Raw genomic sequence first — 12,651 nt, forward strand, 5'->3', positions numbered from 1 at the left:
AAAATATTTATAACTTTCAAAAGAAAGGAAGTATTTAATGAGAGACTTTGATATATTTATCGACTCGTGTAGTGATTTACCAATAAAATATGTTGAAGAAAAACGATTACAATTTGCAAGATTAACTTGCAGCTACAATGGACAAACTTATTATGATGATTTTGGACAAAGTTTATCTCATAAACAGTTTTTTGATGATGTGAGAAATGGAGAAGTTCCATTGACTTCACAACCTAGCGTGAATGAATTTTATCAAAAGTTCAAAGAAATCGTAGACGCTGGGAAAGATATTTTATATATTTGTGTTTCAACAGGATTAAGTGGAACGGAAAATAGTGCTACCATAGCTAGAGATATGATATTAGATGAAAAACCTGAAGTTAGAATTTCTATTGTAAATGTATTAACTGCTTCTCTTGGACAAGGTATTATGGTAATGAAGGCCTTTCAAATGAAAGAAGAAGGAAAATCCATGGATGAAATTGTAGATTATATAGAATCAAACAAACAAAGACTTAACACTTTCATGACAGTAGATGATTTACACCACTTAAAAAGAGGGGGAAGGTTATCCTCAGCAGCTGCAATCATTGGAATAATTCTTCATGTGAAACCTATGCTTATGATAGATGTTGAAGGAAAAGTTTCAGTAATTGGGAAGGCAAGAGGAAGAAAAAAATCTATTAGTAAATTAGCGGAATTAGTAATAGAAAGAATAGAAAATCCAGAAGAACAAATCATAGGAATATGTCATGGCGATTCCATTGAGGAAGCATTGAAGTTAAAAGAAATTATTTTAGAAAAGATAAAAGTAAAAGATGTAATAATAAACTTTACAGGACCAGCAGTAGGAACCCATGGTGGACCAGGAAATTTAGCAGTGTTTTTTATGGGAAAAGATAGAAGCGACATATAAATATATTATATATAATATAAGAAATATATAAAAAATGTGGAACAAATCGTTCCACATTTTCTTATTTTCTACTTCTAGTAGAAACTTCTATATTAACTTTTCTTCCGCATAATTTCTTTCCAGAACATGTTCTAATTAAAGTATCCACATCATCTTCAACTATATCAACAAAGGAGAATTTATCTAACAAATCGATGTCTCCTACAGATTCCTTATAAATATTTGCTTCTTTATTAAAGAATTGAAGTAAAAGTTTTGGATTAAGTTTATCTTTACGTCCCACATTTATGAATAATCTAACATAGCTAGATTTAGCGCCAATGCTTTGTTCTGTATAGTCAAAGCTTACTTCGTTTTGATATACCATACTCATTAGTGCTGCAGCAACATCTACAAGATTATAATCGTCATCAAGTTCTGTAGCAAGTGGGATAAATCTTTTGAAAGTATCTCCTTCTAAAATATCTTTAACGTTATCTAATATGTGACCATATTTAACATTGAAGATATCGTCAATAGTAGGAATATCTTTTCTTTTAATTTTGCCTTTAGTAGCCTTCTCAATTTGTTTAAGTACAGAGTATTCTCTTGCAGTAACAAGGGTGTAAGCTGTACCAGTTTTATTAGCTCTTCCTGTTCTTCCTATTCTGTGAACATAGGATTCAGTATCCTGAGGAAGATCGTAGTTTATAACGTGAGTTACATTTTCAACATCTATACCTCTTGCTGCTACATCAGTTGCTACAAGGAAATCAAGGGCTTCATCTTTAAACTTCTTTAAAGTGTTAAGTCTTTGGCTCTGATTCATATCTCCATGCATACCTTCAACGTTGTAGCCTCTTCTTTGCATAGATTCAACTAATTCATCTACGCCTCTTTTAGTTTTACAGAAGATTATAGAAGTATCTGGTTCATCTACGTCAAGAATTCTGCATAAGGATTCAAATCTATCCTTTTGTTTTATTTCATAGTAGTATTGATCTACAGTAGAAACTGTCATAGTATTTTTCACAATAGATACATGTTTTGCATCAGGCTTCATGTATTTTGAAGCTATTTTCTTTATTGGGCCTGGCATAGTTGCAGAAAATAATAGAGTATGTCTGTCGCTATTACAGTTGTTTATTATCTCTTCAATATCTTCTACAAATCCCATATTTAGCATTTCATCTGCTTCATCTAATACAAGGAATTGAATTTCATCTAGGTCTAATACTCCACGTCTTATAAGGTCAAGCACTCTTCCAGGAGTACCAACTATTATATCAATACCTTTTTTTATTGCTCTAATCTGTCTATCGATGGACTGGCCACCGTATATAGGAAGCATTCTTATCCTTGTGTGTTTAGCAATACGTACTAATTCCTCGTTAACTTGAATAGCAAGCTCTCTTGTAGGAGTAAGTACAAGTCCTTTGATAACGTTGTTTTCTTTAATAAGACCATTTAACATTGGGGCACCAAAAGCAAGGGTTTTTCCTGTACCTGTCTGCGCCTGGCCGATTACATCATTTCCTTCTAAAACTACAGGAATAACCTGTGCTTGAATTTGTGATGGCTCCTCGAAGCCCATATCTTCTATTCCCTTAAGTATTTGTTCATTAAGTCCTAGTTCATAAAATTTAGTGTTGTTCATATATTTTTCTTCCTCCAATAGTAAATCAATTTATTTTAATATAGCATTATCCGTTTAACAATATATAAAATAAATATTATAATAATACGATAATCTCTTTTTTATTTTAACCATTTTTCATAAAGTGATTCCTAGTTTCAAATGAAGTTTGCTTATAATAGATATTTACCCCATTTGAAGCGTAGAAGACTTATACAAGAGTTTAGCAGTTATTGTCTCCCACTTAAGCAGTGAGCTAAAATCTTTGATTTTCTGCCAATCCCTTACTTTTCATTAGCGAAAAGTTTCGTTTTAATAGCTATGAGTTGTTAGAACTGCTTAGCTATCGAATAAAATAATTAAGTATTGATGTATTTTATAAGGCATGAAAAGAACATAAAAAGAGAGGGATACTATTGTAAAACCCTCTCTTTAATATATCGACTCTATATTTTGTTCTACAGATTTATCTATATTCAAAGTCTTTTAAATGATAGGGGATACCCTAATATAGGGCTTACTATATGTAATGATAATAATCCATTACATAGTTTACACTTTATTATAATACAATATGTCAATATTAACAAGCATAGATATAATAGTCCTACTTTTCTGAAAAATATTACTTTCTGTTAAAGCTACATAAAGAATGGTGGAACAAATAGAAAAATAGTGTAATATGGTATAATAGGAGATGTGTAAATAATATTATAAAATGTGGGGGAAGAGCATTGAAGAGATTTTTAAAATTATGTGTAGTTTTATTAATGATATTTTTAGTATGGTTGGTGTTTTATAAAAGGTCTTCTTCAGCAGTAACCTTAAATTTAAAAGAAAATGAAGAAAAAAATATGAATTTAGCTATATCTGAATATGTTTTAAATAGCTATTTTAACTGGTCTAATGTAGAGGATAAGACGAAATTTGAAGCTCATAAGATTTATGGATTAGAGGAAAAGGGAAAAGAAATATACGCTTATGGATATGTGATGTTTTTTGCCTATGATTTTTCTAAAGAGATAGATAAAAACAAAGAAATGGAAGAAGAGGCTGGAGGGTGTAACCCTATAGTCTTCATAATAGAAAAGAATGGGGAGGAATATTCCGTTAAAGGGCATTTAGAGCCGGAGGATGGCGTAGAGTATTTACCTTCCATAAAAAAAATATTTCCACCTAAATATGCAGATATAATATTAGATGAAGTGGTTATACAAAAAGAGTTGAAAGATAATATACTAGAGCAAGTAAGAAAGTATAAGAAGTAGGAAATATTAAATTATAATAGATAAAGCTTAAAGACCTGTGAAAAACTATCACAGGTCTTTGTATTTACTCTTTATAGGCAAATTTCATATGAAACTAGAAATCATTTCATTCTAAGGATCTATCAATATCTTCAAAGCCTTTCTTAAACCACAGTGGAATTCCTTTAAACAAGGCTTTAGATTCTTGTCCGCTTTCAACTACTAATCTTTTAAACCTTGTAACGCTCATGGACAAAGAATTAACGCTTAAGAGACCTATATTATTAATTGAAGGATTAAGCTTCACCACATGTTCTCCATCAATGCATTCCTCAGGAGAGGTAATGGTTAAAAATTTTCTACAATTGAAGGGTCTTACTGGATAAATGGTGCAAGTTTTTTCTTCAGATAAAAAAATACAAGGAAGTTTTTTATTTAAATAATGAAGAGCGTGCTCATTATTTTCTTCCATGTCCAAAGTGGTAGGCATTATAGGTGCTACCTTATTTATTTTATTTTTTAAAAGATCTATTTTATCCTCTGAAAAATTAGCCTGTACATATTCTCTTATAAGTTCAGCTTCAATGGCACTGCAATCTACATAAAGACAACAGCAATGACCACAACCTTTTTGGCAGGAGGCATATTTTTCAAACTGCTTGTTTCCTTCATCATAGATCTCGTAAATCTCTTTTAATAGTTTTTTCCCATTAGATAGGCTTAGTTCATTTTCATGTATTTCCTCAATTAATGTAGAAGCCATTTCATCATATATTTTATCATTCTCAGCCTCAGAGTATATCATGTTTTCCCCTAAATAATTTTTGCCGAGGCTTTTAAACTTTTGTTTAACCAAAAAAATCACCGCCTCGCAAGATTATATTATAAATCCAGTTTTTTTACAAGGCATTATTACCAAAATTGTATGATGAATTGAATAAATAGAAAATATTAGGAATTAAATGGTATGACGGGCATTAAATTGAAAGTTTATATTTTAATTGAAAGATTATATTTTAATTGCAAGTTTATATTTTAATGGCTAAAATTCTTAAAAAATTATTAAAGTTCTTCTTATATCAATACATTTATATAATTAAGTTGTAAAATGTAAATTACATGCTTATATCATAAAATAGGAGAAGGATTAATATATGAAGAAAATAATTATAGGTTTTATGGCAATTTCTACATTTATATATGGTCAATTTAATTGGCTAAAAGTAAGTCAATACAAAATAGCATCAGATAAAATAGGGGATGAATTTGATGGTTTTAAAATAGTGCAGTTATCGGATCTACATAGTAAAGAATTTGGAAAAAACAACAATAACCTTATAAGAAAAATTAAAAAACTAAATCCAGATATTGTAGTAACCACTGGGGATATGCACAATTCGAAAAATGATGATGGTGAAGTCTTTTATAACTTGGCTAAGGACTTGTCAAAAGACTATAAAATATATTATATTGTAGGCAACCATGAGCAAGTATCAAAGATTACAAGAAAAGAAAGTGAAGGCAATAAAGACAATAATTATTTAGGGAAATTAAAAGAGCTTGGGGTAATAGTATTAGATAATGATAAGGCTGAGATAGAAAGAAAGGGTAAAAAAATTAATCTTTATGGATTGGAGATCCCTCTAAGGTTTTATAAGAGCAAAGATACTGCTACTTATTCTGGGGATAAGCCCTATGAGAAATCAAATGTGGAAAAAGCCATAGGAAAAAGCAGCAAGGAGAATTTTAATATATTACTTGCCCATAATCCAATATATTTTCCTGTGTACAGCGATTGGGGAGCGGATTTAACTTTATCAGGGCACACTCATGGTGGCATTATTAGAATTCCTTTTAAAGGAGGACTTCTATCACCAGAAAGAACATTCTTCCCTGAATATGATGGAGGAGAATTTGAGTTAAATGGGTCTAAAATCATAGTAAACAGAGGACTTGGAAATGACACAATAAAACTAAGAATATTTAATAGACCAGAAATATCAGTTATAACTTTGAAATCTAGTAAAAATTAAAAATAAAAATCAACAAAGCATATGTTTAAAAGCATATGCTTTTAAACATAATTTTAATATTGAATTTATAACCTATCTGTTATATAATATATATAACAGATATAACATATCTGATAAATATAAGGAATTCAGAATTCAGAATTCAAAGGATGTGATATTTTGATTAAGATATTATCCGATAGTGAAACTCCCATATATCTTCAATTAAAAAATGAAATCATTAAAGCTATTGCAAGAGGTGAGCTAGAAGATGGAGAGGCTCTTCCATCTATTAGGGATTTAAGTGTAGATATTGGAGTAAATCTTCATACTATCAATAAGACTTATAATCTTTTAAAAGATGAAGGTTATTTGGTGATAGATAGAAGAAAAGGTGCTATGGTTAGCATTAATAAGGATAAAAAAGAGGATTTTATAAACTCCATAGATGAGGAGTTAGAGGTTTTTTTATCTAGATGTATTTGTAAAGAGCTTAGTAAAGAAGAACTAATCAAGCTAATCCATGATAAATATAATGATATTAAAGGGGAGGTGATTTTGTGAAATTAGAAATTTGGATATTTGTAAGTACGATGATATTAGTGTACATTCCTCTTTTGGTTATACAGAGTTTTTCTCAAAGAGCTGTTTTTTATGGAGTTAGAATTCCACTAGGTTTTGAGAAAAAAGAGGAATTGATAAAGGAAGATAAAAATTATAAAAGAAATTTAAATATATGCTTTTTAATAACTACTCTTTTAAGCATATTAATGATGATTAAAATAAGTGAAGAGTATTCTCCTATTGTACTTTTAGGTGGCACGTTCTTATTTATTCTTGAGAGCAGCTGGTGTTTTTATATAGCTAATAAAAGAGTAAAAGCTATTAAAAAAAGAGAAAATTGGGGAGAACTATTGACGAAGGAAAAAGTAGTAGTGGTAGATATAAAAGCTAAAACTAGAAGTTATGAAAAGTTGAGCAACTGGTATTTTGCCCCTCCAATTTTATTATTTCTAACAGTGCTTTTTATGGCCCTAAGAAACTGGAAAGAAGTAGATCTTGTGGGGCTGATAATATTCCCTTTCACGATAATTATAATGTTCTATAGTTTCTTATCTATTAACAAATCAAAGCAGAACTTAAACGGTGGAAATGTTGAGGATATAAGATTTCAAAATGTGAAGTTTAGAAGAGTAATGGGAATATTTATAATTATAATCACCTATGCTATATCCATACTTTTCACTGCGACAAGTTTAGGCAGTATGAATTTAATCTCTCCTATAAAAGAATCTATTATTATAATAAGCATGAGCGCATTTACCATAATTTTATCATTTGCGGTGATGATATATAGTTATAAAGTTGGTCAAGGAGGAAAGAATATTCCACTAGAGAAAGATGGACAGGATAAAGAAAAATTAATTATTAATAGAGAAGATGATGATAATTATATTTGGGGCATGATTTATTATAATCCTGAGGATCCAGCCCTTTTTATAGAAAAGAGAGCAGGAGTAGGTTGGACTATAAATGTTGCACGTCCTATGGGAAAGGTAGCTATGGCCATTACAACATTATTGATAGTAGGCTCTCTTGGAATGGTGATCTATACATCCACTTCCATGAATGTTAATTTACAAGTAAAAGAACAGGTTGTGTCTATTAAAGGTATGTACTCTGAAAATATAGATAGGGAAGATATAGTGGAATTAACCTTTGAAGAATCCCTTCCACCAATAACTATGAAGCAAAATGGAGGGGCAATTGGAAACAAAAAGGTAGGATACTTTAGAACAAAAGCTGGAGAAAAAGTTAAGCTATTTATAGAAGATGACAAAGATCCAGTGGTTAAAATAGTTACAAAGGAAAGAACTATTTATATAAACTATAAAGAGGGCAGCAGAACGGAAGAACTCTTTAACGGATTAAAAGATTTACAAAATGGAAAGTAAGAATTAAAAAACTATCCTCATCCATGGAATAAAACATTGATGAGGATAGTTTTTTTATATCTATTCTATTTAACTTTAACTAGTAGATAAAATTCAAAGCCTTTACTATTAATTTCTCCAATGGAATCATTTTTACTGCCGGAGATATGCTGAAAAACAATCTTAACCTTAATTTTATCGTTTTCCTCTATGAAGGCCATTTCATTCTCAGGTACCCTGATCTCTTTATCACTAGTATTATATTTAGAGACTAAATTATTTGCAAAATCCTCTAGGTTCTTTTTATAAATTTCATTACCTAAATAGGTCATCTTTATAGTAGAGCTTCCAAGATCATAAATGGCATCAATATCCTTAAATGATAGGATATCCCTGTCGTATAGACCATTCATATCAAAGATATAATCATAGCCTTTAATGTCTAAAACCCCTTGTGAACGGCTTCTAATATAAAAATATTGATCAGGAGACTCATTAAATGGACCTTCATAGGAAAAGCCAAAGACTTTGTCCATATCCTTTAGCTTAAAATTTTCAGGAAGATGTTTGAGATCTTTATAGCTATGGTTTCTATGAAAATAACTAAGAATACTACTTATATTGGCCTTATCTTCTTTTGAAACATTCTTAGAAGTATTTATATTTCCATCAGTTAACATATTGTTTTGCATAAGAATTTTTTCGAATCTATGTCTTTGACTGTATTTTGATAGTGAATAACTGCTAACTGGTCCAAAGACTGAAATAAGAGTAATGAACGCAAGGCTCACAGGGATTAATATATTTCTAAGTTTTTTGGAAAAAGAAAAATAAATCATAACAGAAAAAATCCAAAGGCCAAGTATAACTACAAAATATCTAGGTTCAGTAATTCCATAGGCATTTATTCTAATACCCATAGATATGAACATCATTACTATAAGAGGAAGCAAAATTTTAGGCGCAAGCTTTAAAAATTTATTAGCCCAGCTGCTTTCATCTTTTATTGGAGTTATGAAGAATAATGCTATGGTCACAATTACTGAATACCATAGAACAAGATGGGAAACTAGTCCTATTGGCCAGGTCACGGTGACTATAATTTTCCCGAAATAAATATAAAGTATTATGGTGTAGGCTGTGAGCAGTGGCATTACAATGTATAAAATAAGTATCCTTAAAAGTTTTGGATATGATTTTAAAGTAAGCTTACTATCCTTTAATGGTATCACTGAAAGAAAGTAGGATACTGCAAATATAAAAACTACAAAAAGCCAAGTGTAGTAATAAACCTTACCTAGAACTTTTATTCCAAGAAGCTTATCTATGGAAAATAAAATTGCTGAAAGTCCAGCGTAAAGAACCACAGAATATAATAGGGTGGTAAAAAATGCAGAAACTAAAACAATAACATACATTTCAAAGTCCGGTTTTTCAGGGAAATAAGGTATGAACAAAAATCCCATATACAAAGCCAAATTTACTGCAATATATCTTGTGGTAGGTACCATTCCCATAGCATTCGGCAGCAAAAATAAATAGTAAAGAACTAATAATAATGCGGAAGCTCCATAGCCAATAAAAAGCTTATAGGTATTTTCCTCATTCCTTTTTTCAAAGAATAACTTTATAAAAAGGGAAAGGGGAATACCTAGGGATAAAACCATTGCTATTCTGCTTAGAGTATTTTCAATAGGACTAAGCTCATGTATGGATATGAGCAAAGCTAAAATAGAAACTGAAAGCAATATGGTAAAAGGAAATCTTTTAATGCTTAAATACAGATTGGATAGCATGTTTCTAAAGTATTTCACAAGCTTCATAACTAATTTTCCTCCTTAATATAAATTTTACGTGGAAATTGATAATAGAGGCTGATAATACATTAATATAAGTCTTTAATATAAATTGATAATACAAATTTAATATCAATTTTAAATTAGATTTACTCTAGTAGATTAATTATAATCTGTACTATGTCATTGCTCAAGTTGAGATTTTTTATAGTTTGTCTTGAAGTTCAAATTGGGATGCTAAATAAAGTGTCTCGTTGACACCTTAATAAAGGAATGCTACTATTATGCTATACGATATATCGCGTAACATAATAGTTTTTGCGTAATAAATGGAAGGTGATAAAATGTCAGAAATTCAAAGAACACCAATGACTGAGGCTATGTATTATGTACTTCTTGCTTTATGTGAGCCACTTCATGGTTACGCAGTTATGGAGGAAGTTAAAAATATTTCTAATGGAAGAGTTGTTATGGGACCAGGTACACTTTATGGGATTTTAACCCGTATGGAAAAAGAAAAACTAATTACTCTTGAGGAATCCGATGGAAGGCGAAAAATATATGCACTTACTTCAAGTGGGTATGAAGCTTTAAAGCAAGAATATTTAAGGCTTTCTAAAATGGTGGATGATGGCAAAATATTATTTGAAAAGGGAGATAGCCATGAAACATAGAATAAAGAAAAAATTCTTATGGTTAGATGTATGGAATATTGAAGAGCAGGAGGCATGGTTTTCGGACATGGCCTCTCAAGGGTGGAAGCTAATTTCCACTGATGGATGGTATGCCAAGTTTGAAAAATGTGAACCAGAAAAAGTAAATTATCGTTGTGATGTGTTTAAGCTAAAGGATGGCGGCGAAAATAACCCCATTGAATTATACAAGGAAGCAGGATGGGAATACGTAGCTTCTCGTAGGCTAGTTCATATATTTAGAACCAATGAAGATGCAAACATAGTTGAAATTCATACTGACCCTAATGAACAAGCAGAAACCCTATCTATACTAAAGAAAAATATAACTAGAATGGGAATAGCTGTTATATTCTTATCAATGCTTATTATATTAATAACTCTAGCTAGCATACGAATCGATCCTGTAGATAATTATCTTAATAATAAATTTATAGAAGTTATAGCAGTGGTGCTTGCTTCCATGTATATAAGTATTAGCATGATTACTGGTATTGTTCACATGTATAAACTTATGAGAAAATTAAAATCTGGAAGCCTCTTTGAACACAGAATAGAATATAAAAGGAAAATAAATAAAAATAGAATTATTGGAATCATCGTTAACAGCATAATCTTGCTATGGGTGATTTCTAACTTTGGAATGCTTATAGGAGTAATAACAAAAGATAGATTTCCTGCTATACCAGAAAAGGAGATACCTGTTATTAAAATGTCAGATATAATGGATGAAACTACTTATATTAAGAAAGTAGATCCATATGAAAATAAAGGTGATGGATTAAATTATTATATAGTTAATAGCAGCTTACTTGTACCTAAGCAGTATGAACTAAATGAAAATGTTGAAGTTCCAGGTGTTATGTGGGAAGACGAGAGTGGTATATACAGCCCATCTATATACTCTTATGCTTATGAAACCAGAGGAGAATGGGTTGCTAAAGGGTTGGCAAAAGAATTATTAAAAAAATATGATTACTATTCAAAAGAAGGCTATAGATATGTACAAGATAGCGAATTTGATGATTTATGGATTGGAGAAGAAGAGTTTAGCTGCACTTTTATTGGAAGAAAGGGAAAAAATCTTTATCGTGTAGTATATTACGGCATAGAGCCTGTTGAAAAAATTATAGAATTAGTTTTAGATAAGGTAGAGAACCAATGAAAAGATTAAAAAAAATATGAATTAGTTAATATTGGTGAGTAGTATGTCAAGAGATAGTAAATTGGAGATAGCTGAATATTTATCTTAGGTTGTTGATAAACATTATTTATTAACAGCCTTTAATCTTTTATAGAATTATATATATAAAATTTAATAGCAGATCTACATCCAATATTTATAAAAGTTTAAATACTTTTTCAGCTTCAACTTCTAAACCTTTAAACATATATTATAATTAGAGTATAAAGTAAAATTTATTGCTTAAAAGTAAATTTTATACAGGGGGGGTTCTATGTTTGAAGAGCTGAATAAAAATATTGCCAGTGCAAAAGAGAAATTAAGAAGAAAAGAAGAATTAAAAGATCTTTTACAGGAAACTAAGGAAGATTTAAATATACAGATGACTAAAAAGAAGGAGCTTTATGAAATTTTACAAAAGGAAGAAAAAGAGGTTGAAAAGCCTGAATCATCAATCATTGTAGGATTGCGTTATTCTATGTTGGGGGGGGAACAACAGCAACTTGGAAAAGAAAGTCAGGAATGCCTAAGCGTTAGATATGATGAGTGCTGTAGTTTAATTGCTACCTTAGAAAAGAAAATAACCTCTTATAATGAAGAACTAAATGAGTATGTTAATCTAGAGTTAGAGTATGAGAAATTGATGGAAAATAAAAAAAGATTAATTCTACAAGGTGATGATCTAAAGGCTAAAGAATTAATAAAGCTTACAGAAAAAATTCAGGATTTAAAATCTAATATTGAAGAAACAAAGGAAGTCATAAATGCTGGAGAAAAAGTTAGAGAGGCATTAGAAAGGGTTGTATCATCTTTAAAGAGTGCGAAAGATCGGGAACAATGTGACATACTTGGTGGAGGAGTTATAGCTACAGCGGAGAAACACTCCAAAATAAATGACGCTAAAAGCCATGTTTATGAAGTACAAAGGCTTCTTGAAATATTCATAAGAGAGTTATCTGATGCAAAATTATCCTCGAATATGGATATAAACATAGTATTCTTTGAAAAATTTGCAGACTATTTCTTCGATAGAGTTATGTTTGATTGGGTTGTACAATCGAATATAAACGATTGTTTTAATAATGCATATGATACCTCTAATAATCTAAAAAGATTATTAAGCACATTAGAAGGAACCCTTAATAGTTTTGAGGGAGAGTTAAGGACTACGGAAGATGAGATTAAAAGAATTGTTGAAGAGAAGTGTTAAATGAATAAAAATTGTTTTGCTTCATGATTTAAAAATCCTGTACAAT

11 protein-coding genes are annotated in these 12,651 nt (G+C 30.3%); 8 read left to right on the forward strand and 3 right to left on the reverse strand.

The genetic code is table 11. The features are described 5' to 3' along the window. Positions 1 to 37 precede the first annotated feature (37 nt). Complete coding sequence (locus RYO54_RS02410; protein WP_315115251.1) at positions 38 to 916, forward strand: DegV family protein; 879 nt, start codon at positions 38 to 40, stop codon at positions 914 to 916. A 61-nt stretch (positions 917 to 977) separates the two neighbouring features. Here the strand turns inward: RYO54_RS02410 and RYO54_RS02415 are convergent, their stop codons facing one another. Beyond that, positions 978 to 2,552, reverse strand: coding sequence for a DEAD/DEAH box helicase (locus RYO54_RS02415; protein ID WP_315115254.1), 1,575 nt, complete (start codon positions 2,550 to 2,552; stop codon positions 978 to 980). Between the two features lie 713 nt (positions 2,553 to 3,265). Here RYO54_RS02415 and RYO54_RS02420 point away from each other — a divergent pair. Next, the gene (locus tag RYO54_RS02420) at positions 3,266 to 3,799 is read left to right on the forward strand and encodes a hypothetical protein (protein WP_315115257.1); all 534 of its coding nucleotides are present in this window, start codon (positions 3,266 to 3,268) and stop codon (positions 3,797 to 3,799) included. Positions 3,800 to 3,905: 106 nt separating this feature from the next. On the opposite strand, the gene RYO54_RS02425 is transcribed toward RYO54_RS02420, so the two are convergent. Continuing rightward, the gene (locus RYO54_RS02425; RefSeq protein ID WP_315115260.1) at positions 3,906 to 4,634 is read right to left on the reverse strand and encodes a YkgJ family cysteine cluster protein; all 729 of its coding nucleotides are present in this window, start codon (positions 4,632 to 4,634) and stop codon (positions 3,906 to 3,908) included. Positions 4,635 to 4,932: 298 nt separating this feature from the next. Here RYO54_RS02425 and RYO54_RS02430 point away from each other — a divergent pair, with 298 nt between their 5' ends. The 3 genes from RYO54_RS02430 to RYO54_RS02440 all read left to right on the forward strand — a co-directional run bounded on the left by RYO54_RS02430 (position 4,933) and on the right by RYO54_RS02440 (position 7,745). Next, positions 4,933 to 5,811 carry a metallophosphoesterase gene (locus tag RYO54_RS02430; protein ID WP_315115262.1) on the forward strand — a complete coding sequence of 293 codons (879 nt, stop codon included), beginning with the start codon at positions 4,933 to 4,935 and terminating at the stop codon, positions 5,809 to 5,811. A gap of 156 nt (positions 5,812 to 5,967) precedes the next feature. Continuing rightward, positions 5,968 to 6,354, forward strand: a complete 387-nt coding sequence (locus tag RYO54_RS02435) for a GntR family transcriptional regulator (protein WP_315115801.1) — start codon at positions 5,968 to 5,970, stop codon at positions 6,352 to 6,354. Continuing rightward, positions 6,351 to 7,745 (forward strand): DUF5808 domain-containing protein, encoded by a 1,395-nt coding sequence (locus RYO54_RS02440; protein WP_315115264.1) that lies wholly within the window; start codon positions 6,351 to 6,353, stop codon positions 7,743 to 7,745. The genes RYO54_RS02435 and RYO54_RS02440 overlap by 4 nt, the downstream gene beginning before the upstream one ends. Before the next feature lie 65 nt (positions 7,746 to 7,810). Here the strand turns inward: RYO54_RS02440 and RYO54_RS02445 are convergent, their stop codons facing one another. Beyond that, entirely contained in the window at positions 7,811 to 9,547 is a 1,737-nt protein-coding gene (locus RYO54_RS02445) for a DUF4153 domain-containing protein (RefSeq protein ID WP_315115267.1), read from the reverse strand. A gap of 317 nt (positions 9,548 to 9,864) precedes the next feature. On the opposite strand from RYO54_RS02445, the gene RYO54_RS02450 reads away from it, so the two are divergent. The 3 genes from RYO54_RS02450 to RYO54_RS02460 all read left to right on the forward strand — a co-directional run bounded on the left by RYO54_RS02450 (position 9,865) and on the right by RYO54_RS02460 (position 12,605). Continuing rightward, entirely contained in the window at positions 9,865 to 10,194 is a 330-nt protein-coding gene (locus RYO54_RS02450) for a PadR family transcriptional regulator (protein ID WP_315115270.1), read from the forward strand. After that, positions 10,184 to 11,377, forward strand: coding sequence for a DUF2812 domain-containing protein (locus RYO54_RS02455; RefSeq protein ID WP_315115273.1), 1,194 nt, complete (start codon positions 10,184 to 10,186; stop codon positions 11,375 to 11,377). Before RYO54_RS02450 ends, RYO54_RS02455 begins: the two co-directional genes overlap by 11 nt. Positions 11,378 to 11,669: 292 nt before the next feature. Then, on the forward strand, positions 11,670 to 12,605 hold the full coding sequence (locus RYO54_RS02460; protein WP_315115276.1) for a hypothetical protein: 936 nt from the start codon (positions 11,670 to 11,672) through the stop codon (positions 12,603 to 12,605). The last annotated feature ends 46 nt before the right edge of the window (positions 12,606 to 12,651 follow it).

The sequence above is a fragment of the uncultured Clostridium sp. genome (genome assembly GCF_963515715.1).
Taxonomy (GTDB): Bacteria; Bacillota; Clostridia; order Clostridiales; family Clostridiaceae; genus Clostridium_AW.

Excerpts from the sequence above, each read along its gene's own strand:
- RYO54_RS02410 (WP_315115251.1), top strand. The coding sequence starts at position 38 with ATGAGAGACTTTGATATATTTATCGACTCGTGTAGTGATTTACCAATA.
- RYO54_RS02415 (WP_315115254.1), bottom strand. The coding sequence starts at position 2,552 with ATGAACAACACTAAATTTTATGAACTAGGACTTAATGAACAAATACTT.
- RYO54_RS02430 (WP_315115262.1), top strand. The coding sequence starts at position 4,933 with ATGAAGAAAATAATTATAGGTTTTATGGCAATTTCTACATTTATATAT.
- RYO54_RS02445 (WP_315115267.1), bottom strand. The coding sequence starts at position 9,547 with ATGAAGCTTGTGAAATACTTTAGAAACATGCTATCCAATCTGTATTTA.
- RYO54_RS02450 (WP_315115270.1), top strand. The coding sequence starts at position 9,865 with ATGTCAGAAATTCAAAGAACACCAATGACTGAGGCTATGTATTATGTA.
- RYO54_RS02455 (WP_315115273.1), top strand. The coding sequence starts at position 10,184 with ATGAAACATAGAATAAAGAAAAAATTCTTATGGTTAGATGTATGGAAT.
- RYO54_RS02460 (WP_315115276.1), top strand. The coding sequence starts at position 11,670 with ATGTTTGAAGAGCTGAATAAAAATATTGCCAGTGCAAAAGAGAAATTA.